This is a genomic window from Spirosoma agri, assembly GCF_010747415.1.
Taxonomy (GTDB): domain Bacteria; phylum Bacteroidota; class Bacteroidia; order Cytophagales; family Spirosomataceae; genus Spirosoma; species Spirosoma agri.
On sequence record NZ_JAAGNZ010000001.1, the window covers coordinates 710,717 to 736,979 of the forward strand.

Genomic DNA, 26,263 nt, shown 5'->3' on the forward strand with positions numbered 1-26,263 from the left:
GCCGGATAGGGTTGTTGGTAGGTAACACCCGTTCGCAAACAACAGTTATGAACCCGTTTCGCCTGTGCGCTTCATCTGCGCGGCTCGCTGATTAGTTTCTTCACAAAATCCAGTTGGTCGTCGGTATGCTCAAGGATATTCTCCAGTCTGATCGGGACCGTATAATCGGGCCGGGTTCCGCGCCCTCTGGTGGCTGTTTGGCCGACAGCCGTGTCGTAGTAGACGAGTGGCGTACCCACTTGAATCTTGGAGTGAGGTAGTTCCAGCGTAATAAAACTGCCGCCATTACCCCCTTCGTAAGCACCACCGGACTCTTCCCCGATAAACAGACCCACGTTGTTGGCGTGCGCAAGGGCTAAAAACTCGGAAGCGGTCGACGCACTTTGCCCGTTCATGAGGATGTAGACCTGTCCCCGGAACCGGTTTGGTTTGGGTGTGTACCGTTTGGGACCCCGACCGCTATCACCTTGCCTGAGCGTAAACGTCCCGTCAGGTTCGGGAATCAGTTCGTTTTTGATGTTTGATCGATCGGCCTCCGACAAATCCGAAAACCGGATGAAATCGGTGCTGTCTGTGATACTGTGCTGCCGGGCGTAATAGGCAACAGCGGAATCCGACTTCATCAGGTACGTGAGCAACTCGATCCCCTGGCTATCCCAGCCGCCCGGATTGTCCCGGAGATCAACGATTAGGTTACGGGCTTTTCGGTTCCCGATCTCCGCCATACACTTGTCCATAAACGCCCGGAACCGGGCCACGGCGGTTTCGTTGCTGGTAGCGCCTTCGCCACTGAAGCCATCAATCCGCAGGTAAGCCGTTTGGGTAACGTCTTTCGGAAACAAGAGCCGCCAGGGATGCTTCTGTTCCTTTTTCTGGTAATACCATCCGATCATTTGTTTGTTAACGGGATTCTTTCTGTAGCCTTTCAGCGACGTAGGAAAAGGCTGGGCTGGCACATCGACCTGAATCGTATCACCGGTCAGCGTTCTGAACGATAGCTGAAATGTATCCGGTCGGTCAATAAACCAGTAGTAGAATAGGGCAAAAAGCGCGCCTTTCATACTTGCCTGCTTTGAGGTCTGGATGTAGCCATCAGCCCAGTGATAGCGATACAGGATCTGTTGGATGCTGGCCATATCCCGCCCATTGATGCGCAATAGCTCAAAGCCCGGTCTTATAATCGGGTTGGTAGTCCCATTGAACAGAACGTACGAACGGTTCTGGAGAGGCAACATGAACAGCGGAAACGTTTTCCACGTATCGAAACCCTGTCGCCACTCTTTCGTCGGAAACGCGTGGGTATGCGCACAGCGAATGTCAGCAATGAGGGCTTCAATCGTCCCGTAGAAGGAATAGAACGGCATCGGTTTTGTCAGGGTACCGTCGATACTATCCAGTTTAGCCTGCATAGCCACTTTGGGGGTGTAGCGATACAGGCCGGGGTGAGTTTCTTCCAGCAACCGGCGGAAATAACGGAAGTCAGCCTGCATGTCGGCGGGTTGCAGCACGGTGGTCTGCAATGAATCACGGACCGATTGGGCGTGTAGGGAGCAGGGAAGAAGGAAAAAGAGAATACGGTACAGGGCGCTCATAACTTGTTGATTTTTGCCCAAAAAAGGCTGAAATCAACGAGCGGATCTGCTCAAATCCGGATTTGAGCAGCCTTTTTCTTCTGTTGCGCCTGGTATTCGCCCGGCGATAGGCCGGTTAGCTGCTTGAAGGTTCGCTGGAAGGTAGCCTGGGAGTTGAAACCGCTCTCGAAAGCAATGCCCGTTAGGGTCAGATGGTCGTAGGCCGGATCGGTCAATCGATGCTTCACTTCGCTAACTCGGTACTCATTGACGAAGCTGTTGAAATTTTTACGAGCGTGCTGATTCAGAACGGCAGAAATGAGCCTGGCGTTTACCTGCGTGTGTTGCCCTAGTTTCTCGACCGTTAATTCCTGATCAAGGAAAAGACGGTCTGTTTCCATGGCCTTCGTCAGGGCGGCTAGCACGTGTTTACCGGTTTCTTCGGGGATTTCTGAATTGACTGATCGGGCAGACTGACGCGTTGCGGTGACCGCTCGGGTATGCAGGTAGCCCCTGATGCCGATCCAGTAGATCAGCACCGCAATGGGAATATAGATTGGATACCAGCCAAAGCGATCTAATAACGGCTCCCGAAAGGCGGGTATGATGTACGGCACCAGATGCACCAGCCAGATCGCTTGAAACAAGAAAAATGCCCGAACGAGTTGTCGAAGCCAGCGCAAAGTAGCTTGTTGCTCGTCGGTGATGGCGTTCGTTGGCAACGGCTGGCTACGAAGAACTCGTCCAGTCAACAGCAAATACGTCGAGCAGGAAAGCCAGCGGGGAATGTCGATGTAGGTGTTGTATTCATTCATTACACGCCCCCACGCTGGTCCCTGCTGTTGCGGAAAGAACCCAAGCAGCATACCCGTAATGAATACCCAACAAATAATTGGTGATCCCCAGTCCAGCACAACTGGATAGAAATGGCGTCGTTCGCGCGGGCCGATGCGGAAAGATGGGTCAAGAACCGAGCGTGTGTAAAAGAAGATCAGCGGTCCGATTGGCATCGCCATGATCAGCGGGGTCAGGTCGATGAACAGTCTGACGAGCCGGTTTGCTACGGGTATACCGACCGAAAAACTCATTAGGGCCAGTAAACCAATGAGCGAAGCCAGCAAGCGACTTGCCAATCGATTCCCGTTCGGATTAACCCATAGCAACGTGGCTACAATGAACCCTTGCAGAGCACCCAGCAGTAAAATAAGGTCGAAGGGAGCGATTGTCATGCCGCACTGTAGCGTGGGTGGGAACCCGCGATCATATCTGTAGCGTCTTATCCGGCAACTAGCAGGGTCTACCCGTACTACGTTAATCGACGATTTTTACCCGAATCCGGTGCGGTGCGGGCTGGCTACCGCCAAAGTAAAGCCCGGTGGCGTAAGCAAACGATTTGTCGTGCGTAAAGGGAATCGGTGTGCCGCCCAAAATCTGGTATACTTTTCGATCGTAGTCGATTTTTATGGTCAGCCGGGTGGGTTGGTTGATGGCCGTTTCGGCTACTTTGAAGTCAACCCGTTTTCCTGCAATGTACGCGTAAGCCCCCAGATCGATACGTTTGGTTTTGGTATTATACCGCCAGCCGACCCGCGCGCCATCGATCTGGTGCGGAGGAACGCCGTCCAGCGGCTGATCTTTGGAACCAACAAAACCAAGTCCAATTACTTTATTCCAATCGTCGGCATCTATCGCGCCAATATCGTATACGCAGCTGCTATCGAACGTCACTTCGGCGGTTATCTGTCCCGGACTGATCAAAAGACCCACTTTACGTTTCGGCATGGGTTCATGTTCGCCTTCCTCAATGACTACCCAGTCCGGATTTGACAACAGAAAATCGGGTACGCAGGCGCTCATGAACAGGCAAAGGCCAACAATAAGCGTTTTGGCTGCCATTGCCGATGGTCGCACCGATGAATCAAAACGAAGCATAATGATGGAAGAGGAATGTATTTAAAGTACAAATAACGTTATTATTGACCGAATATATATCCCGCTCGCTCAGTGTGAAGCTGTGGGGTAAGTATAAAGAAGGATAGCGCTGAAAAATTCGCTTTTTCAAATTTGATTATAAGTGATTAAGTAAAAGCCTTCTAGACAAGACGAAAGTTTTGCGAAGTTGGACTATTTTTAGGGGAACAACGCAACTTTTTCGTATTTTTATACCTTATTGGATAAGTTTAAGTAAACATTAAGTTTATGAATTCCGCACTCCCGTCCTCTTTTCAGTCGGTGCATGAATCGTCAACCAGTCGGGTAGCGGGCTGGCGATTAGGCATACCAGTCTACATCTACGCCGTTATTTTCTCTTCTTTTTGCGTCGTGCTGGGCCTGCTCTGGGACATTATGTGGCACATGAGCATAGGACGCGACGGCCTGCTGGCACCACCGCACGTCGTCATCTACATCGGTGCGATCGTGTCAGGATTGTTTTCTGCTTACCAGATTCTGAAATTAACCCTGACCAAAAACGATCCGGGTCGGGCTCAGGCAGTTCCGTTCTGGGGTGTTTTCTATGGACCACTCGGTGCTATGTTCAGCGTGTGGGGGGCGCTGGCCATGTTGACCTCGGCTCCCTTCGACGATTGGTGGCACAACACCTACGGACTCGATGTGCAGATTCTGACCCCACCGCATACGGTGCTGGCCATTGGCATTATGACCGTGCAGTTTGGGGCGCTGGTTGGCGTGCTGGCGTTGCAGAATCAGTTACGATACCAGACCGTAACGCCGGATAGCCACAGCAACGGACGCGCTTCCCGGCTGAAATGGTTGTTTGCGCTGTCGGCCGGATTTCTGCTGATGATGCTCTACACGCTGCTTTCTGAGTCGATGGGTAAGCACGAATCGCATTACTCCGGCTATTACGCGACAGCCGCTATTATCTTTCCGTTCTACTTGCTGGCGGTGGGCCGGGCTTCGCTGCTCCGCTGGCCAATCACCATCATTTCCAGTATCTACATGATTGGTATGCTGGTGCCAAGCTGGGTTCTGCAAAACTTCCCGGCAACCCCCAGACTGGGTCCTGTTTCGAATGATATTACGCATTATCAGCCTTTCATGTTTCCCTTGTTACTGGTGATACCAGCACTGGCGATCGACTGGCTCATGCAACGATTTGATGCGCCGAAGGATGGGAAACGAAAGTTGAATGACTGGCTACTGGCCGGACTATATGCCGTTGTGTTCATGCTCATTCTACTGGCTGTTCAATGGCCGTTCGGTGAATTCCTGGTGACATCGCCGTATGCGCGTAATGGCGTTTTTCTCTCGTATAGCATGGGCTATGACGGTTCTCCTGACTGGGAGTTCCGCTATGCGTTCCCGCCCTGGCTCACGCAATCGACCCCTGTTTTTCTGAAAAATTATGGAAAGGCGCTGCTCTATGCCACACTCTCGGCCCGTGTCGGTCTGTATTGGGGTAACTGGATGAAGCGGGTAGCTAGATAGCCTAAATGAGTTGGTTTACCACCGTAACTAGGACACAGATAAATGACTATAACGTGTAAAAAGAAGAGTTGGGTGAGTCGATTGCTGTTCGTCTATTCGCTCATGCTGTTCATAACGTATTCGCTCAGCGTAACCGCCCATGTGGGTAGTGCGGGCGTAATTGTTCAGAAACAGGCCGGTAAGTACCAGTTACTGATTCAGGTAAACCCACCCGACGTGGTTCCCGGAACGGCCAAAGTAACGGTATTTGTCGAGCAGGGACGGGTTAGCAGCCTGGGCGCACGACCTATCTATTTTCGGTCGGGCGATAAAGGTGCGCCAGCATTCGATGACCTGAAGTCCGTCGGTAACAATAGCTACGAAGCCGATCTCTGGCTGATGAATTCAGGTTCATCAAGCATCGAATTGACGATTGATGGACCGGATGGAAAACAGCAGGTTGTGGTGCCCGTTGTGGCGGTCGCTACGGCTTTGCGTGATATGCCCGCCGGAACGGGTTGGGGGCTGGCTGCTATGGGTCTGCTGCTGACGATTATGCTAATCACAATTCTCGGGGCCAGTAATGCCGATGGCATGGTGGCACCGAGCCAACCGATTCTACCCGCGCTCCGGCGTCGGCGGTTGATCGGTATGGGCGTTGGGCTGGTGGTTCTGGTGTTCATTTCGGTCGGCTGGCGGTCGTGGTGGAACAACACTGCCGAAGCGTACCGAAGCGAACAGCTGTACAAGCCCCTGCCCATTCATACGTCGGTGACGGTTGCCAACGCGCAGCGCCAGTTGACAATTCGACTTGATACGGCAATGTCCGGAGAAAACGGGCGTCTTCGGCGGACGCTGAGTTACGTGTTGCCTGACCACGGGAAGCTAATGCACGCCTTTATGGTCCGCATGCCGGGTCTGGACGCGTTCGCCCACCTGCACCCGAACCGACGCGATACCCTTCACTACGATGCGGCACTGCCCCCGCTGCCGGGTGGCAAATACCTGCTCTACGCCGATGTGGTTTACCGCAGTGGTTTTGCCGAAACGCTGACCGATACCGTCGAGATACCATCCCCTAAAATTGGTGCGGATGCAGCTACTGCCGCCAAACCATCCGATCCCGACGATAGCTGGCATGTGACCGAACCGATGGGTGTAAAACCCAACGCGGTGAACGTGCCGCATCTGGACAACGATATGGTTGTTTGTGGTAAACCCGGTGCCAGCACTAAGCTGGAAGATGGATCTACGATGATCTGGATGGATAAGAAAAGCCAAGTGTTGGAAGCCGGGAAATTATACACGCTAAAATTCGCCGTTGCTGATGCGCAGGGGAAAGCGGTGACGCTGGAACCGTACCTCGGTATGGGTGGTCATGCTGCTATATTGCGCTCGGACGGATCGGTGTACATCCACCTCCACCCGGTTGGCACCTATTCAATGGCGGCTGAACGGTCGATGGTAGGCCGGATTGCCGACACAGCCCGAACGTTCCATTATCCCGATGCGGTCAAATTTCGGGATAGTATCGATACGTACATCGCCACCTTGAAAACGCTGCCCGAAGCTGAAAAGAACAAGTTGCTGATGGCGAGTATGCCGACCATGAATCACGGTATGAAGACCAACAACATGGTCGAATTTCCGTATGCGTTTCCCCGCGCCGGTCACTACCGGATGTGGATTCAGGTGAAACGAAATGGCCGTGTGCTGACGGGCGTTTTCGATACACAAGTAAACGAACCGCTGCTGTAGACAGTAGGATAAGATCATCTTTTGTTTTTAAGTGTATCGCGGACTTCAGTCCGTTTTCTAGACAGGAACGGACTGAAGTCCGTGATACACTTACTGCTTATGCCTCACTCCGTGACTCGTCGCCAACTAATGGCGACGCTGACTACTGCCGCCGGTGCGTCTTTTCTACCTGCTTCGGCAGCTCCGCAACCGGCTGAACCGTCGTTGGCTCCTCTGGCCACCCCGCCACCGTTCATCCTCTGCCTGAATATGAGCACCATTCGGGGCCACAAGCTTGGGTTGGTAAAGGAGTTAGAAACGGCCTCGAAAGCTGGGTTCAAATCCGTTGAAATATGGATCGACTCACTCCAGGAATACCTCAAATCAGGCGGAACCACGGCAGATTTGCGCAAGCGACTGGCTGATCTGACCATTCGCGTTGAGAATGCCATCGGCTTTGCGCCTTGGATTGTCGATGATGAAGCGGTTCGGGCCAAAGGTGTCGATCAGCTCAAACGCGAAATGGAACTGCTGGCTCAGATCGGCTGCAAGCGAGTGGCAACGCCATCGGTTGGCGCACAGGCTCCGGATGCGCCTGTCATCGACCTACGAAAAGCCGCTGAACGATACCGCGCGATTCTGGAAGTAGGTGATCAGACCGGAGTGGTGCCCCAGCTGGAAATGTGGGGTTTCGCAAAAAACCTGACCAAGTTGAGCGATGTGATGTATGTTGCCGTCGAAAGTGGCCACCCATCCGCACGACTACTGCTCGATATTTATCACATGTTCAAAGGAGGGTCGAGCATCGACAGCCTTCCGCTGATCGGAAAACCCGCGATCGAGGTGTTTCACGTTAATGACTACCCGGCTAACCTAACGCGTCAGGCCATTGGCGATGCTGATCGGGTGTATCCCGGCGATGGCGTTGCACCTATCCAGGAGACGCTGAAACGGATCAAAGACCCCAATAAATCCATCGTGCTGTCACTGGAAGTTTTCAACAAAAACTACTATGCGCAGGACGCACTGACGGTTGCCAAAACGTCGATGGAGAAGATGAAAAAGATGATCGCTGGGGTATAGAGAACGACCAAAGAAGCCCCGATATGCCAATCGGGGCTTCTTTGGTCGATACGAAGTCATTTGTCATTCCTTATCCGCCCGTCGGTCGGCGCGAATCTCCGGAATGGTATCCGGATCGATCAGGCCCAGTGAGGCTGCATGTTCGGCGGCTTCAACCGTGTCAGGAACGAGCAGCATCGGGACGTTGAACGCTTCGGCGGTTCGGATCAGTTCGCGAACGGACTCATCCCGCTGCTCTTCCGTTACATCGCGAATGTAGATAGCCCGAATCCGCCCCGGATTCTCCCGAACGACCTGCGTATAAATTTCCGGGTCCTGCTGACCACTGTCACCGATGAGCACGAAAGGCAACTGCGGGTTCACATCCAGTACTTTTCGGATCATGGCCAGTTTGTGCGTATGATGCGATTGCGACGAAAGGAGTTTGGCACTAAAGCTGAAATCGCGTAGTAAAATGGGCCCTTTCGGAATGCCCTGAATCCGGAAAAAATCGACCAGCAGATCATACAGATTCCACGGACTGCTCGACACAAAGTAGATTGGATTGAACAGCGTCGTGATCGGTCCGCTTTGTAAAGCCCGGTAAAAAGCCGCCACCCCCGCGAAGGGAAGCCGGGTATACGCATTACCCAGGAATGTCAGTCGGGCAGTTTGCAACAGATTTGTTGCGCCGGTTACCAGAACGGTATCGTCAATATCCGAAATAACACCAAACTGGCTGTACAGGGGCGAAATCATCAGATGACCCTCTTTAACGACCGCTTCGCCATTGGGCTGCACAACGTCGTCCAGCGCATACCGGACCGGGAACCACGCCCGACCCGGCGGCAGATCATCCGGCGGATTGATCGTTAGCTCGAAATAGCCCTCTTTGTCAGTTGTTGTGGTATACGACTCGTCAAAGGCATCGACCCGAACAGTTACGTTGGGTACTTCATCACTCTCAAACCGCTGGTATGTCGCCAATAAATTCTGCCAGAACGTGTCGTTGTCGCTGGGTGTGCTGAGATCCCGTTCGCGCAGGACCCGCCCCGTAATCCAAACGGCAGTCGGACTCCCAAAGCCGCGATAGTAGACAAGTTTGTATGGTTTTTTCGCGTCAAGGCGCTTGGCAAGACGGTTTTTAAGCCGGTCGAACTGGTTTTCGGCGTCGGCGGATGCGCTTACTAAGAAATCTTTCCAGGTAGTCATTGAATAGCTCGTTGGTAATCGGCCCACTCGTCAATGTCCGTCAATTCATCCAGCAACTCGACTGTCAGGTCACGTTGTAAAATGGCCAGTTTGGTCAACTGGCAAAGTTCGGGTTGACTCCAGGGCATGTTGTCAAACAAAAACGGGTACAATTGCTTCGTACCCAGTAAATAATACCCACCATCCGTTGCCGGTCCGATGACGACATCTGCTACCGTCAGGGCGTCGAATGCCCGTTCGATGTGGTCGGTGGTTAGTGTCAGGCAATCGCTGCCAATGATCACGACCCGATCAGCACCCGCGTCAAATTGCTCCCGGAAAGCATGTAGCATACGTTCTCCCAGGTCCTGACCGAGTTGCTGTCGTTTCTCATAGTTGGCATTGTTCCAGTCGTCGGCTTGGTTAACGAAATCGCCGTAATAAACGACCTTATGGACGGGTAAAGGGTTCGTAATCTGTTGCGTATACTGGAGCAAATGCCGGTACACCTCAACGGCCCGCCCATCACCAACGGTTTGGGCAATGCGCGTTTTAACCTGCCCGGCAATGGGATTTTTCACGAAGATAATGAGGTGATTTTCGGCCATACGGGGGTTTGGTGGTAACTTGCGGTCGAAATTAGTGATTGGAGGACCAGTCGTCTGTTGTAACTAAGCCAACCACTACGCACCAGTCACTAAATACTAATAAAACCATGAGCAAACAAATTGTTTATACGGAGCAGGCTCCCGCGCCGATCGGGCCTTATAGTCAGGCAGTAAAAGTGCAGCCAGCGTCTGCTGCGGGCATGTTGTTCGTATCGGGTCAGGTCGCGATCGATCTGGCACCGTTGGGCGATATTCAGGCCGAAACGCAGAAAGTAATGGAAAATATCGGCGCTATCTTGAAAGCCGCCGACATGGATTATACCCACATCGTTAAGTCCAGTATTTTCGTGAAAGACATGAATAATTTCGCGGCTATCAACGAAGTATACGGTCGATTCTTCACCAGCGAACCGCCTGCTCGCGAGACGGTGGAAGTAGCCCGTCTGCCCAAAGATGTGAATGTTGAAATTTCAGTTATCGCTATTCAATGAATAAAAGAGTGAGAGAATGAAAGAGCGTTACTAAACTAGACGACTTTCCACTCTTTCACTCTTTTATTCATTCGCTCTTTATATTTTACTATGTCAACACCCGTTCGCGTTCGTTTCGCTCCCAGTCCGACTGGACCGCTGCATATTGGCGGGGTGCGTACTGCGCTCTACAATTACCTGTTCGCTCGGAAAATGGGCGGCAAAATGCTCCTTCGGATTGAAGATACGGACCAGAATCGCTTCGTGCCCGGTGCCGAAGAGTACATTCTGGAATCACTCCGCTGGGTTGGCATCGAGATCGATGAAGGACAAAGTATGGGTGGTCCCCACGCGCCTTACCGCCAGTCGGAACGTCGGGAGATTTATCAGAAAGAAGCCCAGCGGTTGATCGACGAGGGAAAAGCCTATTATGCGTTTGATACGGCGGAGGAACTGGATGCCATGCGCAAACGGCTCGAAGAAGCCAACGCGCCAGCCGCACAGTATAACTCGATTACCCGAATGCAAATGCGCAACTCGCTGACCATGAAGGCTGACGAGGTACGTGCCCGCATCGACGCGGGTGATCCATATGTGATCCGGTTGAAAACGCCCCGCAAGGAAGAAGTTCGGCTAAACGACATTATTCGCGGTTGGGTGAACGTTCATTCGTCGGCCATTGATGACAAAGTACTGCTCAAATCCGATGGATTGCCAACGTATCACCTGGCGAATATCGTAGACGATCACCTGATGGGTATCACGCACGTCATTCGGGGTGAAGAGTGGTTGCCGTCGGCTCCGCTGCACGTTTTGCTGTACCGCTATTTAGGCTGGGAAGATACCATGCCTCAGTTTGCCCACCTGCCGCTGTTGCTCAAACCCGAAGGCAACGGAAAACTCAGCAAGCGTGATGCTGATCTGGGCGGTTTCCCGATTTTTCCGCTGCAATGGACCGATCCATTCACGGGACAGGTTGCCAAAGGGTTTCGGGAAGAAGGGTATCTGCCGGAAGCAACCGTAAATTTTTTGGCACTGCTGGGCTGGAATCCCGGTACGGAGCAGGAACTGTTTACAATGGATGAACTGATTGCGAGTTTTGATCTGGCGCAGGTGCATAAAGCGGGCGCGCGGTTTGACATTCAGAAGGCGCAGTGGTTCAACCACCAGTACGTTCGGCAACGGTCCGACGCGGAGCTGGCTCCGACCGTTCAGGAACAAGCCGAAGCCGCTGGGTTTACCTGCTCACCGGAAAAAGCGGAAAAAATTGTCGCCTTGCTGAAAGGACGCGTCAATTTCGCCCGTGAGATCTTTACGGAAGCCGGAACGATTTTCAACGCACCCGCCACCTACGACGAAGCGATTGCTGCGGCCAAATGGAACGACGATGCTGTTCGTGCGGTGACTGCTTTCCGCGATGCTCTACAGTCATTCGACGGGGCGTTCGTCGCTGACGATATAAAACATGCGCTGGGCGACGCCATGCAGCAGGCTGGTATCAAACAGGGTAAAATCATGCAGGCGATGCGGTTGGCACTGACAGGCTCCGGCGCTGGGCCTGATCTGATGTTGACAATGGAAATCATCGGTAAAGACGAAACCATGAAACGCCTTGAACAGGCGCTTGGGGCACTGCATGTTAAAAGCTGATCGGCGAAGGTTGTAGGCTGTACGTGGGCTAGCGTGGAAAGCGAGCATACCGTTCGGGAAGGGAGCGCGCGTGGAGGGTGATACCGATTTTATTCACAAGTTAGGTATTGCGCAAAAAGAATGTGACGAAACATGTTACTGGCTCGAATTGTTAAGAGCCACAAACTACCTCGACGAAAAGCAATTTGTGTCGATACATGCCGATGCCGAAGTTTTGCTCAAACTAATCAAGAGCTATTAGTCTGACTAAAAAGAAAAATCGCTCTTGAGCAACCCTATAGCCCACAGCATACATCCTATATCTTTAGTTATGGCAAAGAAGAAAACGAATCCCGACGAAAACGACAAGCCACGCGTTCATAAGGAACTCGAAGGTTTCGATATTCAGATCAACTCGTTCGGTGAGATCACGACGAGTTTCGACATCGATAAAATCAACCAGTTTCTGAATAAAACGGTTGACGATAAAAAACTGCGCCATCGCACGGATCTGAACCTCAAAGGGGAGCCTGAATCGGACGAAAAAGAAAAGGATTCGGACGATGAACGACTCTTCGACGAAACGGATAACGATCTGCCCGACGATATCAATCAACGCTAAAGCCCGACCCGCAAAAATGCCCGGTCGGGCTTTTTTTGATCCGTTTGTACGAATACCGACGCGTAAAATGCGCACGTTTCCGTAGTTTTCGGCCAGTAATAATCACGGTGAAACCAACCGCTAACCGCACTCATCATGTATTCTCACGAGATCGACTACAAAATCATTGGCGAAGACATCCAGATCGTTGAAATAGAACTGGACCCGAACGAAACAGTCATTGCTGAAGCCGGTTCTATGCTGTTCATGGAAGACGGTATCGACTTTGAAACCAAAATGGGCGACGGCTCACAGCCCAATCAGGGGTTTATGGGCAAGCTGCTCCAGGCCGGTACGCGCATGATCACGGGCGAGTCGCTGTTCATGACTCATTTCACCAACCGGTACGGCAGCGGAAAGCGCAAAGTTGCTTTTTCAGCACCTTATCCGGGAACGGTAATGCCCGTTAATCTGGGTACGACCGTCGGCAACACACTGATCGTTCAGAAAGATGCGTTCCTGTGTGCTGCGTTGGGTACCAAGCTGAGCATTCAGTTCAATCAGAAGTTAGGGGCCGGATTTTTTGGTGGGGAAGGTTTTATCCTGGAAAAACTTCAGGGTGACGGTATGGTGTTCATTCATGCCGGTGGCGTCGTTATCGAGCGGACGCTGAACAACGAAACGCTGCGGGTCGATACGGGGTGTGTAGTTGGTTTCGAGCCCAGCATCAGCTTCGATATTCAACGGTCGGGCGGGTTGAAAAGTATGATTTTCGGCGGTGAAGGGCTGTTTCTGGCCACTCTGCGCGGAACGGGCAAAGTCTGGATCCAGTCGATGCCGATCTCGAAACTGGTGCAACGCCTTGCTCCCAATGGCGGACAGGCTCACAAAGAAGGGGGCTCAGTATTAGGCCAGTTAGGGAATTTGTTTGAGGATTAATTTGTCTTTGACCTGTGATCAGGCTGATCAATCGATACCCCGCAATTGGTAAACAACGGGATCAGCCGGATTAGAAAAATTAGCATTCAGAACTGTATGGAAGTCATTTGCACCAACGACAACTTTCCCGCGCCCGTCCTGGCATTTTATGCTGAATTCGGCATTCAGACGCCAAAGCGCGATCAAATGTATACGATCCGGCAGGTCAAGCGCCATACGACCGGTGACACTGGGGTGCTGTTGAATGAAATTCAAAACCCAGAGGTGCCCGTTAAACATCCGGTCATGGGGGAGGTCTGGTTCGAACCAACCTTTAACATCAATCGCTTCGCTACGTTACTGGGCCAACCGGTGCGTCAGGAAGAATTAGAAGATGTGAACGCCTGATCGATCGCTGGTCTACCTAATAAAAAAGCCCTGCACCAAACCGCTGGGCTTTTTCGTTGTTTGCATAATTCGGGCAGTTGTCCGGCCAAGATATACCACTCACACTGTGATTAGATACCTGTTTATTCTGCTTACGGGGTTGTTCATTACTGCCTGCGGTAGCGATTCATCCGAAAATTATACGCCCAAGCCAAAGGGTTATCCGCGTTTCGATCTGCCAGTTGCACGTTACAAACTGCTGGAACCGACGCATCCGTATCAGTTCGAATACAACCAAATTGCTAAAATTCTGCCCGATACCTTCGCCCGATCGGAACCACACTGGATTTTTATCAATTACCCGGCCTATCATGCCAGTGTTCAGTTGACTTATAAGCCCATTAACAACGACGTCAATCGGTTGCGGGCGATGCTCGAAGATGCGTACAAGCTGGCGGCCCGGCACAATATAAAAGCGTATGCCATTGAAGAGAAAAAACTCCGGCTGAAGTCGGGTCTGGAGGCCAGTATCATTGATCTGTCGGGTGAAGTGCCGAGTCAGGTACAATTTGTAACGACCGATTCGACAACCCATTTCCTGCGTGGCGCGTTATACTTCAATACGGCCACTCAAAACGATTCGCTACAACCCGCTATTCAGTACATTCGCAAGGACATTGTTCATCTGCTGAATACGCTGAAATGGCGCAATTAACTCACGTCACATGAAAGTATTGATCATTCTTTTCGCCTGCCTGTCGGCATCGATCGCCAGTGCGCAAACCAAAAAGCCAGCGGCCAAAGCACCCGAAAAATCGGCGGTTGTGGCGGCAAAATTGCCCGGCCAGCTCATCTACGAACAAAACTGCCTGACTTGTCACCAAGCCAACGGATCGGGCGTTCCCAACCTGAATCCGCCCCTCCGTGGAACCGACTGGGTAAATGGCGATAAAACCCGACTCATCAATGTTGTATTAAAAGGCTTACAGGGGCAGGACATCGAAGGTGATGCCTACGATAATGCCATGCCTGCTCACGACTTTTTAACCGACGATCAGATTGCCGACGTGCTGACCTACGTCCGCAGCAATTTTGGTAACAAAGCCACGGCTGTCACCACTGACGAAGTAAAAGCGGTCCGGGCAGGTAAATAGATTTTTCCAACGCTTATGTGTCGATTGGGGTCACTGCAGAAAAACTGACCTCAATCTATGCGTAGATTTCTAGTACTGACATTCTGGCTAGGCGTGGGCGCTGGATGCCATAAACCTATTGGTCCGGACTGCGTGGAAACACCGTCAACTACACCTTGTTATTGTACACTGCCTGCCACAGACCCCGTGTGTGGGTGCAATGGAAAAACGTATACTAGCCCTTGTGCAGCGCAGTGTGTTGGCATACGTTTCACAATGGGTGCCTGTCATTGATAGCTAATACCTACGTCTGAATGACACCGACCGAGAACGGCTTCGTGATCGGGGCGTGGTTGGCTGCCGCAATACCTTCCGACAAGATTTGCCGGGTCTGGAGTGGATCAATGACCGCATCGACCCAAAGCCGGGCGGCCGCGTAATACGGCGAAAGCTGGGCGTTATACTGATCGGTGATCTTTTTCAACTGAGCCTGTTCTTCTTCGGGCGTCATCGGTTGTCCCTTCGCTTTTTGGCCCGCTACCTGAATCTGAAGGAGCGTTTTAGCCGCCGAAGCTCCACTCATTACGGCCATTTGGGCCGTTGGCCAGGCTAGCATCAGGCGTGGGTCGTACGCCTTGCCGCACATCGCGTAGTTACCCGCGCCATAAGAATTACCCACAACGACCGTAAATTTCGGCACGACAGAATTGGCCATCGCACTGACCATTTTGGCACCATCTTTAATGATGCCACCCTGTTCGGCCCGACTCCCGACCATAAAGCCCGAAACGTCCTGCAAAAAGACCAGCGGAATCCGTTTCTGATTACAGTTCATAATGAACCGGGCGGCTTTGTCGGCTGCGTCGCCGTAAATGACACCGCCCATCTGCATCTCGCTGGGTTGCCCCGTTCTTCCTTTGGCCTTTACGACCTTGCGCTGATTGGCGACAATACCGACGGCCCATCCATCAATTCGGGCATATCCGCAGAGCAACGATTGACCGTACCCCGGTTTATACACATCGAATTCGGAGTTATCCACAAGTCTATCCACAATTTCCTGCATATCGTACGGTTTTACCCGATCAATAGGCAGAATCTGGTAGATTTCAGCGGGATCTTTGGCTGGAGGGGCTGGGGTCACACGATCGAAACCCGCTGTGCTGGAGTGACCCAGTTTATCGAAAATTCGTTTGATCGCGTCCAGGCAACTTTTGTCGTCGGGGTATTTGTTATCGACAACACCGGAAATGTCGGTGTGCGTAGAGGCTCCACCGAGCGTTTCGGCATCCACATCTTCACCGATGGACGCTTTCACCAGGTAAGGACCCGCCAGAAAAATAGAGCCTGTACCCTCAACAATCAACGCTTCATCGGACATGATGGGCAGGTACGCACCACCCGCCACGCAACTGCCCATGATGGCCGCTACCTGCAAAATGCCCATTGCCGAGAGGTGCGCATTGTTGCGGAATGTCCGGCCAAAGTGTTCTTTATCGGCGAAGACTTCGTCTTGCAAGGGAAGGTAAACGCCCGCGCTATCGACAAGGTAGATGATGGGCAGGTGATTTTCCATCGCAATTTCCTGCGCCCGAAGGTTCTTCTTAGCGGTGATGGGAAACCACGCTCCCGCCTTTACCGTCGCATCGTTGGCGACGATGACGCACTGTCGGCCCGAAACGTGACCGATCCCGACCACTACGCCACCGGACGGGCAACCGCCGTGTTCGGCGTACATACCTTCACCCGTAAACAGGCCAATCTCGACAAAAGGGGCGTTATCGTCAATGAGGTAAGCGATGCGCTCGCGGGCCGTTAACTTGCCTTTACGGTGTTGATCGTCAATTTTTTTCTGACCACCACCCAATTGGGTCTGCGCCGTACGCTGGTTTAACTCATCGATGAAGGATTGCATGGAATAATCAGTTGTAAGAACGCAGGTAAACCATTACTGCTTGGTCGAATCCGCCGGTACAATCGTAGTGGTGGTTGCCGTTGCGGTGGCCGATTGGGTCGTTACTCCTTTTTCCTTACGGCCAAAGAGCGAGAAATGTACGTACCGTTTCGGATTCTCGCGGAAGTCGGTCAGGAGTTTTTCGAGACTGGTCGTCGTTTTGTTGACATTGCTGTAGAGCGCTTCGTCGGAGGCTAGCTTGCCCAGCGAACCACGCCCCTTGCTAATGTCGCCCAGAATGCGCTGCAAGTTGCCAACGGTTTGATTGACACTCACAAGCGTCTGTTTCAGTTGAAGCCCCTGGAGCGAATCGGCGAAGGTATCTGCTTTTGCCAGAATGGGTTTGAGCTGCTTCTCGGTTTCGATCAGCGAGGCTGATAACCGGTTGACGTTGGCCAGCGTAGCCTGTAGGCCAGCCCGGTTCTCGGAAACGGTCATACCCAGCGCACCAACGGCGGCATTGGCACTTTTAAGCGTCTGATTGAGTACGATACCCGTTTGGTCGAACTGGGCAACAACGCGGTTGAGCTGATACGTCAGCGAATCAACATTATTCAGTACCGGCAGCGTTTTTTCCCGAATTAGCGACGTAAGCCCCGATTCTTTGGCCGCAACCAGGGTACCACCATCTTCCAAGACAGCGCCCCGTGGATTGATGCTCAGCAGAATATTTTTACCACCTAATAAGCCATCATCAGCCAGAACTGCCTTCGAGCCCTGCGTGACGCGGATGTCGTCGCGGAGTTCGAGCGTAACCCGCAAGGCGTTGCTTTTGTCCTGTAGAATCTCGATCTGTTTGACCTGGCCGACCGATAGGCCGTTGATCCGAACCGGATTCGACGCCGTTAGTCCGTCAATGTTATCGTAAACGACTGTGTACTTGCGTGTTGTGGAGAAAAAGTCAGATCCTTTCAAAAATTGAAATCCGAAATAAAGCATCATCAACGAGATGACGGCAAGCAAGCCAACTTTTACTTCCTGAGAAATTTTCATGCGTATGTGAAGGTGAACAACCCTGTGGGTCTCGCCAATCAATTGGATTGACAGTATAACCAACTTTAGGGGCTGTTTGTCCCGCGAAGGTGGGATTTTCGGTAAACAGTTTGGTCCGGTCGATGTGCGTAAGGGAATCGACCGTTTACCGAAGAATGACCGGACTGCGCTTAATCGCCCGATTCGATCTCCTGCTTGTACTGCGCAAACGCCTTGTAAATAGCCGTGGAAATTTCGTCCTGACCTTCTTCCGAGCGCAGGTAATTCTCCTCATCCGGATTAGTCAGGTAGCCGCTTTCGATCAGCACGCTGGGCATTGTGGTTTTCCAGAGCACGATGAAACCCGCCTGTTTTACGCCGTTGCTTTTCCGGCTGGCATTCTGCCGAAAGCTCCGCTCCAGCTTTTCGGCAAAGGTGATGCTGCTCGCAATAAACGCGTGCTGGTAGTTGGCCAGCATGATCGTCGCTAAGGGTGAGTTCGGGTTGAAGCCCTTGTAACTTTGCTGATAATTCTTTTCCTGCAAGATTACGGCATTCTCACGCCGTGCCACATCGAGGTTGCTCTGGGTTCTGTGCAGCCCTAATGTGTAGGTTTCGGTTCCATAAACCCGACTGCTGGATGGGCTGGCGTTGCAGTGAATCGAAATGAATAAATCGGCCCGATTTCGGTTTGCTATGGCACCCCGTTCGTACAAATCGACAAAGTGGTCCGAACTCCGCGTATAAATGACCCGAACGTTTGGATACTTATCCTTAATTTTACGACCTAGTTGGAGAATCAAATTCAGGTTAATTGTCTTTTCTTTGGCGTATCGACCGTGCGTACCGGGGTCTTTGCCGCCATGTCCTGCGTCGAGCACGACAACACGAAGTTGGTTCGGCGTATCATTGGCCGCATCGGGCTCCTGGGCATTGGTCCGGCGGACCGTATCCTGGTTCAATTCCTGTACGACAGCGTCAGGAGCCGGGAGTACGGTGATCGCCAGCAGAGGCAGGGCGGCCAGCAATAGTGTTGTTACTTTTCCGGGAGTTGAAAAAGAGGAACGAACACATTTTGATTTAATAATTTTTAACAGCTCAAATCGTTTCAAGGCAATAGCGGGATAACTGTTCGTGAATACCTTTGTAAGCCATGGGTTTAGTACCACTTTGGCAAATATAATTTTTTTGATAAAACTCCAAAAAGGACACTTTATTTTACGGTCCCCGCTGATACACGTTATAATCTGCCTGCTTGGGTCAATCCTGACCTTTACTGCAATGGGGCAGAGTCAGCCGACACCCAAGCGGTCGGCCAATGATACTATACCCAGGGGAACCGTTCCGGCGAAGCAACTACCTGCTTCACCAGCCGCCAACCCGACGCGCCCTGACTCGGCTACGGAAAGCGATCTGGAGCGTGAACTGAACAAGTCCTACACGACGCCGAACCGGCTTGGCCCCGAACCGGCCAGGGCCACTTCGACGCAAGCTACTAAACCTCGCTCGAATACTGTATCGCCCAAGGTAACGACCAAACCGACGCGGGTAGCCAAAACCGCGCCTGATTCAGTCAAAACCCGTCAACCGGTTCGAGCGGTTGTCAAAAAAGATACCGTACGGCCCGATACCACCCGGCGTAATGCCGTGACACAGGAGAAACCGGTGCAGGCTCCTGCGTTGCCTCAACTACCGGCTAAAGGGGGTATACCACCGGCCAACGTTCCGTCGCAACGTGTGTCAGACGCGCCAGCCGGGAGTACACCCGCATCGCGTAGAGCGGCCAATAACCCTGCCGCCGGAACACCAGCCAGTACCACCGCTACCGTTACGGCAAGACCAGCCAGTACTACCGCTACCGTTACGGCAAAACCAGCCAGCACCACCGCAAGTACTGTTAGGGCAAAGCCAGCCAGCACCACTGCTACTGTTACGGCAAGGCCAGCCAGCACCACGGCCACGACAACGATTCCCCGGTCGAAAACGGCGCTTGCCGGTAAGACCCGATTGATTCCGGGTATAGTATCGCCCAATATCGTTCGGCCGGAGAGCCTGACCCTGATCCGCCCGAACGCTGGGCAGATGGCTGCCCTCGATTCGGCCAAAGCCGATTCACTGAAAAGCCCTGATTCGTTTGCTACTACCGTCAAGTATCAGGCCAAAGATTCGACGATCTACGCTGCCGATGGACAAACGGTGGAGTTGTTCGGTGAAGCCAGCGTGATCTACGGCGAAATTTCCCTCAAAGCCGATTTCATTCGCCTGAACTATCTGACGAACGAGGTCTACGCAAAAGGCCGCTACGACTCAACGGCCAAAAAATGGATTGGCCGTCCCATCTTCCAGGATGGCGAAGGAAAATACGATACCAAAGAGATTCGCTACAATTTCAAGTCGAAGAAGGGCAAAATTCAGGGTGTCATTACGCAGCAGGGCGAAGGAAACGTGCGCGGGCAGAACGTAAAGAAAGATGCTGAAGACAACCTGTACATCGGTTCGGCGATTTATACGACCTGTAATCTGGCAACACCTCACTTCCACATCAATGCCAGTAAGCTGAAAGTTGTTCATAATAAACAGGTGGTTGCCGGGCCGTTCAATCTGGTCATCAATCAGATACCGCTGCCGCTTGGTTTGCCGTTCGGATTCTTCCCTTTTCCGAAGAAAAAAGACATTGGCGTCTCCGGTATCATCGTACCGCAGTACGGCGAAGAACCTAACGGACGGGGCTATTACCTGCGCGATGGCGGCTACTACTGGGCCGTGAGCGAAAATCTTGGTCTGCAATTCAAGGGGCAAATTTATTCGCGGGGAAGCTGGGGACTGGGCCTTTCATCGGCCTACAACAAACGGTATCGCTACAGCGGTGGCGTAAATCTGCAATTCAACCGTAACCGCTCCGGCGACCGCGTTGATACGACACAGGTGCCCCGCAATGATTTCTCGTTTTCGTGGTCCCATTCGCCGGTGCCGCGCGGACGGGGCAGTTTCTCGGCGAACGTCAACGTCAGCAGTAACAGCTTTAACCAGTTCAACTCAGGGACGGGCACGAATGCCTATATCTCCAACGTGGCCGGGTCGTCGGTGCAGTACAGCCGCCAGTTTGGACAGTATGCACGGGCGGGGGCCAACATCCGCGTGAACCAGCAGTTTGGGCAGATAAACCAAATAACGGGGGTTCGCGAAAATGGTAAAACAGACGTATCATCGGATTTTAACTTCGGTATCAACCAGATTTCGCCGTTTGCGCTCAAAGGGGGTTCGGGCCGCTGGTACGAGAGTTTCCGGGTAGGGCTGGACGTGAGCGGATCGATTGCCATCAGTAACACGATTCGTACGCAGGTCGATACCAGTGGGTTAGGTTTTCCGGTGGTTACGAACCTGCGAACCATCAGTTCCGTTCAGCGGGCCCTCGATAGTATTGCGCGGGCAACAGCCATCCGGAATGGCGAAATCGTAACCGATCCAAACCTGATTGCCTTTAGTCTGGCGAACCGCGACCGGATCTGGCGGAATCGAACGGTGCAGGCCACGTATAGCATTCCCATTTCCCTGCCAAACTTCAAACTGCTCCGCTACATCAACCTGACGCCGGGTTTCTCGTTGCAGGGTAACATTTACACCAAGAAACTCAAGTACACGTATCTGGATTATAATAATACGGTGATAGTCGATCCGGCTACCGGTCAGTATTCATCGGATCGGAACAAGGTTCGGATCGATACGATGCCGGGCTTCTTCCCGTCATACAATTTCTCGGCGAACATCAGCATGAATACGCGTTTTTACGGCACGTACTTCGTTCGTGGAAAGCGTATCGAAGCCATCCGGCATACGGTGGCCCCGTCGATCTCGTTCAGCTATGTGCCAGACTTTACGAATCCAGCGTTCGGGCAGTTTCAGGTCTTGCCCGCTACGGGGAGCTTAGCCGGTTTAGCGGAATATCGTCGGACGTTGTCCCTGTTCCGTGGACTAGGGGGCAGCAGCGGATCAGGCGGCAGTACCCAGTCGGCCTTTATCTCCTTCGGCATCGTAAACCAGCTGGAAATGAAAGTACGCACCCGTGGCGATTCTACCGGGCAGGACTTTAAGAAGATTCCGCTCTTCGATAACATCAGTGTCAACGGGAGTTATAACCTGCTGGCACCGGACTATAACCTGTCGCCCATTTCGATCAGCGCGAATACGCAGATTTTCAAGAATGTGAGCTTCAATTTCTCGTCCACGTTCGACCCGTATGCAACCCGTCCCTACGGCGGAATTCCTTATTACGCCTTGCAGGTTGCCAATTCGGGAAATGAAGCCATATCGGCCTATAGCTATTCCCAGTATCTGCTAAAAGCAGCTGGCTATACGGGGCAGCAGTACGCCCGCGTTCCGAAATTGTATGCGTTTCAGGAGGGACAGGGGCTGGCGCGGTTAACGAACTTACAGGCTTACATCAGTACGCGTCTGGCACCGAAGCAGGCCGATAAAAAGAAAACCAGTCCGAATGCGACCGATGCAACGATGAAGGCAATCAATAACAACCCCGAACTGTACGTCGATTTTACGATTCCCTGGTCGCTCAACATCAGCTACACCTTTAGCTTAACGAAACTGACGCCAGAAATTTCGCAGGTCGTTCAGGCGCTGACCCTGACGGGCGATTTGAGCCTGACGCCGAAGTGGAAAATTACGTTCAACACGGGGTACGACTTCCAGTTCAAGAGTCCAACGCTGACAACCATCGGCATCAATCGCGACCTCCACTGCTGGGAAATGGCGTTCAACTGGACCCCTTATTCGGGAAGCAACATCCGTTCGGGGAACTACTCCTTCGACCTGCGGGTGCGGTCGTCCATCCTCCAGGAGCTGAAACTGAGCCGTCGCCGGAGCTTCTACGATAACGGCGGTTTCTAAAACGTGTACAAAGAACAACTCACGGAAAAGGGGTTGATCGTGGCAATGGCTCACGATCAACCCCTTTTCCGTGCAATTGAACCGGCGTCTACTGTTCTTCGTTGACGGGCTCATTCATAATCGTATGACCCATTTTGTCCCGCTTGGTGCGCAGGTAGCGCTCATTGTGCGGATTCGATGGAATTTCGATGGGGACCGTATCGATTATTTCCAGACCGTAGCCCATGAGCCCGGCCCGTTTTTTTGGATTATTGGAAAGAAGCCGAAGCTTACGAATACCCAGATCGCGGACGATCTGTGCCCCAATGCCGTAATCGCGGGAGTCCATCGGCAGGCCCAGGTCGAGGTTAGCTTCAACCGTATCGCGGCCCATTTCCTGTAATTTATACGCTTTCAGTTTATTGAGCAGACCAATGCCCCGTCCTTCCTGAAACATGTAAACGACAACGCCTTTGCCTTCGGCCTCAATGCGTTTCATCGCTGCGTGGAGTTGTTCGCCACAGTCGCACCGGCACGAACCAAAAATATCGCCCGTGATGCAGGACGAATGGACCCGCACCAGCACCGGTTCGTTCGGTTCCCAGGTGCCTTTCACCAGCGCCAGGTGGGTATCGCCGGTGTTGCTTTGTTTGTAGGCGATCAGATCAAAATGACCCCATTCGGTCGGCATGTCCACGCCAATTTCGCGCCGGATCAGCGTTTCTGTGCGCAGCCGGTATTCGATCAGATCCTGAATACTGATCAGCTTCATCCCGAACCGGTCGGCCATGATCCGCAGTTGCGGCAGACGAGCCATTGTCCCGTCTTCATTCAACACTTCGATCAGTACGCCCGCGGGTGCCAGACCCGCCAGCCGGGCCAGATCGACAGCGGCTTCGGTATGACCCGCCCGGCGAATGACGCCCCCTTCGACGGCACGTAATGGGAAAATATGGCCAGGGCGACCCAGATCGTCGGGTACAGTTGCGGGATCGACCAGGGCTCGGATTGTCTTCGACCGGTCGGACGCGGAAATGCCCGTTGTACAGCCATTACCCAGTAAATCGACCGATACCGTAAAGGGTGTTGTGTGAACGGAGGTGTTGCTGGTCACCATCATCTCCAGGCCAAGTTCGTCGCAGCGTTCCTGCGTGAGTGGGGCGCACATAAGGCCACGGGCTTCACGAACCATGAAATTGACCATTTCGGGCGTGATCATTTCGGCCGCGCAGATCATATCCCCTTCATTTTCGCGGTCTTCGTCGTCGACTACCAGAACGATTTTGCCCGCTTTAATATCGGCGATGGCGTCTTCGATACGATCCAGACGTATTGTATCGGACACAGGTTCATTGGATGATTCTGTCCCGGTGCCGTTGGTATTATTATTGCTCATTGGTTTGTACGATGCGTGTAGGCGAACAAGCGCCGGATTGTCGGATTACGAGCATACAGTTTTCGATTTTGTCAGTCAACTGCCGAAAACTACTTACTTTTAAAGGCAAAACTGTTTTTGCGAAAGATACGTTTCGCCGGGCGCGAAAATGTCCGCCGTAACGTTTCTAGGGATAGAAACCGTCATCAGCTTATCATTGATAAAAAACTTTACCCTTGTGCGAATTTTACGAATGTGGCCGATTGGAATTGGGGTGAAAACCATGTGTTTAACTGCTTTTCTAGCCAGTTTATTTTTACTGATAGGAGTGAATGTGCAGGCACAGAATTACTGTGTTGACAGACGTGGAACAGCAGAAGGAGGATTTACTTTAGAAAAAACTAGAATCTGTCTCGGGGAAGCAGCTAAAATTATAGCAGTACAGCCAGATGTGACAAATGCCGGATACGACTTCCAATATAACGGAAATGGTTTATCCCAAAACCTTACCACAAATGTCACTTATGTTAATTATACTAAGCCAGGTTCGTACACGATCATACAGGTAGGTACTGGAGGTAGTGCCGGAACAGGCACGATTGCCTGTAAAGAAATAACGGTCCTATCGCGTGATCCCATAAAATTTACGGCCAAAGCCTGTTCAGGCCGTCAGGTCATTGTCAACGTAACGCTGGATGCCAACACCGGTCAGTATGACACGTTTACAATCAACTGGGGCGATGGACAGAATGGTGGTCCTTATAGCCGGGCCGATGTTATGAAGCCGATCAGTCACACCTACAGCGCCAACGTAGCCACACCAACGATCTACATAAAGGGTCGGTACAATGCACCCGCCAGTTGCGAGCTTTCCGATGTAGACGCCCGAGCAACCCAGCAAACCGTTTCGCTGATCGGTACGATCACGACGCCCGTCATCACGAAGCTCACGACAACCGGTGATAATTCCATAGCATTACAGTACCAGTCGACGACAAATTTATCCGTTCAGTTGCTGCAAAAAGATGCGTCCGGCATATACGCGCCAACGGGCCAGACAGGCACAGGGTCCGGGACGTTTACCGTTCAGACCGATGCCAAACAAGTGCAGTGTTTTCAGCTGGCGTATCAGGACGCCTGCGGCAACACGAGCCCGAATCAATCGGAACAGGTCTGTAGTCTGGTACTCGATACGAAAGCGGGCAGCAAACAAAATAACCTGAGCTGGTCGGCCTATGCGGGGTCCACGTCAGCAACCAGCAGCTTCCGATCCTACCGGATTTATAAAGGGGCGGCCCCGACCGGCTCCGTTGCCAACCGGACAACAACGACGTATACGGACAATAGCGCGATTGAATGTGGCGTCCAGTATTGCTACACACTCGAAGCCACCGTTGGCCAGACGGTCGTTACCTCGGCGCAGTCCTGCGTGACGGGCGTCAACAACGAGCCGACAGGTAACTTCGGTGACGTGATTGTTTCGGTCGAAAACAACCATCCGTACATAGTGGCTACCCTCCCGACATCCGGCACATCGGCTAGCTACACGATGACGGTCAGCCGATCTACCAATTCGTCAGGTTCCTTTGAGGTCATCGCAAATATCAGCACAAATTCATACCTCGACGCAACCGCCGATGCATCGGCAAACTCGTATTGCTACCAGCTAACGTACAGAAATAACTGCGGTCAGACATCGGCTCCTTCGCAGCCTGTGTGTTCGGTGTTGTTGTCTTCCCAATCGCCGGCGGGCATCGACTGGACAGCGGCTTCGCCCTTTTCGCCCAGCAAGGTTGATTATTATACGCTCGAAATAGTCGATTCCGTAAGCAATACCCGGCAGCAGATCGCACTCGGCGGGAATACGCATTTCGAGCCCGATCAGAATGACCCGAATCTACAGTCGCAGCGATATCGGGTTGTCGCGGTATCGCCGGAGGGGTACGCCAGTTACTCGAACTACTTCACGTTCCGGCGCGATCCGAAAATTCTGGTGCCTGACGCTTTCACGCCAAACGGCGACAACATGAACGCTACCTTTCTGGTAAAAGGGAGTTTTTTCAATCAGTTTCGAATGACGATTTTTAGCCGATGGGGCGACGTGATCTATAGCACTACGGATCGAAATCAGGGCTGGGATGGTACAATTAACGGCCAGCCAGCCAACTCGGGACAGTACATGTACCGCATCGAAGTGACTGACGCTACCGATCAGAAAACCGTCCGGACAGGTGCATTGCTACTGCTGCGATAGAACCCTGAATCTTGCGCAACATTTGGTGAGCGACGAGTTAATGACCAAGCGCATGACTCTAAACAGAAACGGGCTCCGGAGAAATTCCAGA

At 52.4% G+C, this 26,263-nt stretch carries 23 protein-coding genes; 14 read left to right on the top strand and 9 right to left on the bottom strand.

The features are described from left to right. Window positions 1-71: 71 nt before the first annotated feature. From GK091_RS02995 to GK091_RS03005, 3 genes are all read right to left on the bottom strand, one after another. Window positions 72-1,592, bottom strand: coding sequence for a S41 family peptidase (locus GK091_RS02995; protein ID WP_164035132.1), 1,521 nt, complete (start codon window positions 1,590-1,592; stop codon window positions 72-74). Window positions 1,593-1,642: 50 nt separating this feature from the next. Next, window positions 1,643-2,800 (bottom strand): helix-turn-helix domain-containing protein, encoded by a 1,158-nt coding sequence (locus GK091_RS03000; protein ID WP_164035133.1) that lies wholly within the window; start codon window positions 2,798-2,800, stop codon window positions 1,643-1,645. An 82-nt stretch (window positions 2,801-2,882) separates the two neighbouring features. Further along, complete coding sequence (locus GK091_RS03005; protein ID WP_164035134.1) at window positions 2,883-3,503, bottom strand: hypothetical protein; 621 nt, start codon at window positions 3,501-3,503, stop codon at window positions 2,883-2,885. 267 nt (window positions 3,504-3,770) lie between these two features. Between GK091_RS03005 and GK091_RS03010 the strand changes: the two genes are divergently transcribed. The 3 genes from GK091_RS03010 to GK091_RS03020 all read left to right on the top strand — a co-directional run bounded on the left by GK091_RS03010 (window position 3,771) and on the right by GK091_RS03020 (window position 7,820). Beyond that, window positions 3,771-5,021, top strand: coding sequence for a hypothetical protein (locus GK091_RS03010; RefSeq protein WP_170312622.1), 1,251 nt, complete (start codon window positions 3,771-3,773; stop codon window positions 5,019-5,021). A 42-nt stretch (window positions 5,022-5,063) separates the two neighbouring features. Beyond that, a complete protein-coding gene (locus tag GK091_RS03015) occupies window positions 5,064-6,758 on the top strand; it encodes a hypothetical protein (RefSeq protein WP_164035135.1) in 1,695 nt (564 codons plus the stop codon). A gap of 99 nt (window positions 6,759-6,857) precedes the next feature. Further along, the gene (locus tag GK091_RS03020; RefSeq protein ID WP_164035136.1) at window positions 6,858-7,820 is read left to right on the top strand and encodes a sugar phosphate isomerase/epimerase family protein; all 963 of its coding nucleotides are present in this window, start codon (window positions 6,858-6,860) and stop codon (window positions 7,818-7,820) included. A gap of 63 nt (window positions 7,821-7,883) precedes the next feature. Here the strand turns inward: GK091_RS03020 and GK091_RS03025 are convergent, their stop codons facing one another. Both GK091_RS03025 and GK091_RS03030 read right to left on the bottom strand, forming a co-directional pair. Then, window positions 7,884-9,011, bottom strand: a complete 1,128-nt coding sequence (locus GK091_RS03025) for an App1 family protein (RefSeq protein WP_164035137.1) — start codon at window positions 9,009-9,011, stop codon at window positions 7,884-7,886. Continuing rightward, window positions 9,008-9,598, bottom strand: a complete 591-nt coding sequence (locus GK091_RS03030; protein WP_164035138.1) for a TIGR04282 family arsenosugar biosynthesis glycosyltransferase — start codon at window positions 9,596-9,598, stop codon at window positions 9,008-9,010. The genes GK091_RS03025 and GK091_RS03030 overlap by 4 nt, the downstream gene beginning before the upstream one ends. 107 nt (window positions 9,599-9,705) lie before the next feature. Here GK091_RS03030 and GK091_RS03035 point away from each other — a divergent pair, with 107 nt between their 5' ends. From GK091_RS03035 to GK091_RS03075, 9 genes are all read left to right on the top strand, one after another. Then, entirely contained in the window at window positions 9,706-10,089 is a 384-nt protein-coding gene (locus tag GK091_RS03035; RefSeq protein ID WP_164035139.1) for a Rid family detoxifying hydrolase, read from the top strand. Window positions 10,090-10,179: 90 nt separating this feature from the next. Next, entirely contained in the window at window positions 10,180-11,718 is a 1,539-nt protein-coding gene (gene gltX / locus GK091_RS03040) for a glutamate--tRNA ligase (protein ID WP_164035140.1), read from the top strand. A gap of 70 nt (window positions 11,719-11,788) precedes the next feature. Then, window positions 11,789-11,959 (top strand): four helix bundle protein, encoded by a 171-nt coding sequence (locus GK091_RS03045; protein WP_317166267.1) that lies wholly within the window; start codon window positions 11,789-11,791, stop codon window positions 11,957-11,959. 69 nt (window positions 11,960-12,028) lie between these two features. Then, window positions 12,029-12,319, top strand: coding sequence for a hypothetical protein (locus GK091_RS03050; protein WP_164035141.1), 291 nt, complete (start codon window positions 12,029-12,031; stop codon window positions 12,317-12,319). Window positions 12,320-12,454: 135 nt separating this feature from the next. Next, on the top strand, window positions 12,455-13,237 hold the full coding sequence (locus GK091_RS03055; RefSeq protein ID WP_164035142.1) for a TIGR00266 family protein: 783 nt from the start codon (window positions 12,455-12,457) through the stop codon (window positions 13,235-13,237). A 96-nt stretch (window positions 13,238-13,333) separates the two neighbouring features. After that, a complete protein-coding gene (locus GK091_RS03060; RefSeq protein ID WP_164035143.1) occupies window positions 13,334-13,624 on the top strand; it encodes a hypothetical protein in 291 nt (96 codons plus the stop codon). Window positions 13,625-13,730: 106 nt separating this feature from the next. Further along, window positions 13,731-14,318, top strand: a complete 588-nt coding sequence (gene gldD / locus GK091_RS03065; RefSeq protein ID WP_164035144.1) for a gliding motility lipoprotein GldD — start codon at window positions 13,731-13,733, stop codon at window positions 14,316-14,318. Window positions 14,319-14,328: 10 nt separating this feature from the next. Next, window positions 14,329-14,757 (top strand): c-type cytochrome, encoded by a 429-nt coding sequence (locus GK091_RS03070; protein WP_164035145.1) that lies wholly within the window; start codon window positions 14,329-14,331, stop codon window positions 14,755-14,757. A gap of 57 nt (window positions 14,758-14,814) precedes the next feature. Beyond that, window positions 14,815-15,030 carry a Kazal-type serine protease inhibitor domain-containing protein gene (locus tag GK091_RS03075; RefSeq protein ID WP_164035146.1) on the top strand — a complete coding sequence of 72 codons (216 nt, stop codon included), beginning with the start codon at window positions 14,815-14,817 and terminating at the stop codon, window positions 15,028-15,030. Window positions 15,031-15,040: 10 nt separating this feature from the next. Here the strand turns inward: GK091_RS03075 and GK091_RS03080 are convergent, their stop codons facing one another. The 3 genes from GK091_RS03080 to GK091_RS03090 all read right to left on the bottom strand — a co-directional run bounded on the left by GK091_RS03080 (window position 15,041) and on the right by GK091_RS03090 (window position 18,774). Then, window positions 15,041-16,651, bottom strand: a complete 1,611-nt coding sequence (locus tag GK091_RS03080; protein ID WP_164035147.1) for an acyl-CoA carboxylase subunit beta — start codon at window positions 16,649-16,651, stop codon at window positions 15,041-15,043. A 33-nt stretch (window positions 16,652-16,684) separates the two neighbouring features. Next, window positions 16,685-17,683 (bottom strand): MlaD family protein, encoded by a 999-nt coding sequence (locus tag GK091_RS03085; protein ID WP_164035148.1) that lies wholly within the window; start codon window positions 17,681-17,683, stop codon window positions 16,685-16,687. 170 nt (window positions 17,684-17,853) lie between these two features. Continuing rightward, entirely contained in the window at window positions 17,854-18,774 is a 921-nt protein-coding gene (locus tag GK091_RS03090; protein WP_394351854.1) for an N-acetylmuramoyl-L-alanine amidase family protein, read from the bottom strand. Between the two features lie 169 nt (window positions 18,775-18,943). Here GK091_RS03090 and GK091_RS03095 point away from each other — a divergent pair, with 169 nt between their 5' ends. Then, window positions 18,944-22,564: a putative LPS assembly protein LptD gene (locus GK091_RS03095; protein ID WP_246202131.1), complete on the top strand. Its 3,621-nt coding sequence runs from the start codon at window positions 18,944-18,946 to the stop codon at window positions 22,562-22,564. 88 nt (window positions 22,565-22,652) lie between these two features. Here GK091_RS03095 and GK091_RS03100 read toward each other — a convergent pair whose 3' ends face one another. Next, the gene (locus tag GK091_RS03100) at window positions 22,653-23,939 is read right to left on the bottom strand and encodes a bifunctional 3,4-dihydroxy-2-butanone-4-phosphate synthase/GTP cyclohydrolase II (protein WP_164035150.1); all 1,287 of its coding nucleotides are present in this window, start codon (window positions 23,937-23,939) and stop codon (window positions 22,653-22,655) included. Between the two features lie 430 nt (window positions 23,940-24,369). On the opposite strand from GK091_RS03100, the gene GK091_RS03105 reads away from it, so the two are divergent. Further along, window positions 24,370-26,172, top strand: coding sequence for a T9SS type B sorting domain-containing protein (locus GK091_RS03105; RefSeq protein ID WP_317166268.1), 1,803 nt, complete (start codon window positions 24,370-24,372; stop codon window positions 26,170-26,172). The last annotated feature ends 91 nt before the right edge of the window (window positions 26,173-26,263 follow it).

What these genes read in the sequence shown, in the direction of transcription:
- GK091_RS03005 (WP_164035134.1), bottom strand. Translation starts at nt 3,503, where the DNA reads ATGCTTCGTTTTGATTCATCGGTGCGACCATCGGCAATGGCAGCCAAA.
- GK091_RS03015 (WP_164035135.1), top strand. Translation starts at nt 5,064, where the DNA reads ATGACTATAACGTGTAAAAAGAAGAGTTGGGTGAGTCGATTGCTGTTC.
- GK091_RS03050 (WP_164035141.1), top strand. Translation starts at nt 12,029, where the DNA reads ATGGCAAAGAAGAAAACGAATCCCGACGAAAACGACAAGCCACGCGTT.
- GK091_RS03025 (WP_164035137.1), bottom strand. Translation starts at nt 9,011, where the DNA reads ATGACTACCTGGAAAGATTTCTTAGTAAGCGCATCCGCCGACGCCGAA.
- GK091_RS03070 (WP_164035145.1), top strand. Translation starts at nt 14,329, where the DNA reads ATGAAAGTATTGATCATTCTTTTCGCCTGCCTGTCGGCATCGATCGCC.
- GK091_RS03075 (WP_164035146.1), top strand. Translation starts at nt 14,815, where the DNA reads ATGCGTAGATTTCTAGTACTGACATTCTGGCTAGGCGTGGGCGCTGGA.
- GK091_RS02995 (WP_164035132.1), bottom strand. Translation starts at nt 1,592, where the DNA reads ATGAGCGCCCTGTACCGTATTCTCTTTTTCCTTCTTCCCTGCTCCCTA.
- GK091_RS03080 (WP_164035147.1), bottom strand. Translation starts at nt 16,651, where the DNA reads ATGCAATCCTTCATCGATGAGTTAAACCAGCGTACGGCGCAGACCCAA.
- GK091_RS03060 (WP_164035143.1), top strand. Translation starts at nt 13,334, where the DNA reads ATGGAAGTCATTTGCACCAACGACAACTTTCCCGCGCCCGTCCTGGCA.
- GK091_RS03020 (WP_164035136.1), top strand. Translation starts at nt 6,858, where the DNA reads ATGCCTCACTCCGTGACTCGTCGCCAACTAATGGCGACGCTGACTACT.
- GK091_RS03010 (WP_170312622.1), top strand. Translation starts at nt 3,771, where the DNA reads ATGAATTCCGCACTCCCGTCCTCTTTTCAGTCGGTGCATGAATCGTCA.
- GK091_RS03055 (WP_164035142.1), top strand. Translation starts at nt 12,455, where the DNA reads ATGTATTCTCACGAGATCGACTACAAAATCATTGGCGAAGACATCCAG.
- GK091_RS03030 (WP_164035138.1), bottom strand. Translation starts at nt 9,598, where the DNA reads ATGGCCGAAAATCACCTCATTATCTTCGTGAAAAATCCCATTGCCGGG.
- GK091_RS03095 (WP_246202131.1), top strand. Translation starts at nt 18,944, where the DNA reads ATGGGGCAGAGTCAGCCGACACCCAAGCGGTCGGCCAATGATACTATA.
- GK091_RS03000 (WP_164035133.1), bottom strand. Translation starts at nt 2,800, where the DNA reads ATGACAATCGCTCCCTTCGACCTTATTTTACTGCTGGGTGCTCTGCAA.
- GK091_RS03100 (WP_164035150.1), bottom strand. Translation starts at nt 23,939, where the DNA reads ATGAGCAATAATAATACCAACGGCACCGGGACAGAATCATCCAATGAA.
- gltX (WP_164035140.1), top strand. Translation starts at nt 10,180, where the DNA reads ATGTCAACACCCGTTCGCGTTCGTTTCGCTCCCAGTCCGACTGGACCG.
- GK091_RS03035 (WP_164035139.1), top strand. Translation starts at nt 9,706, where the DNA reads ATGAGCAAACAAATTGTTTATACGGAGCAGGCTCCCGCGCCGATCGGG.
- GK091_RS03085 (WP_164035148.1), bottom strand. Translation starts at nt 17,683, where the DNA reads ATGAAAATTTCTCAGGAAGTAAAAGTTGGCTTGCTTGCCGTCATCTCG.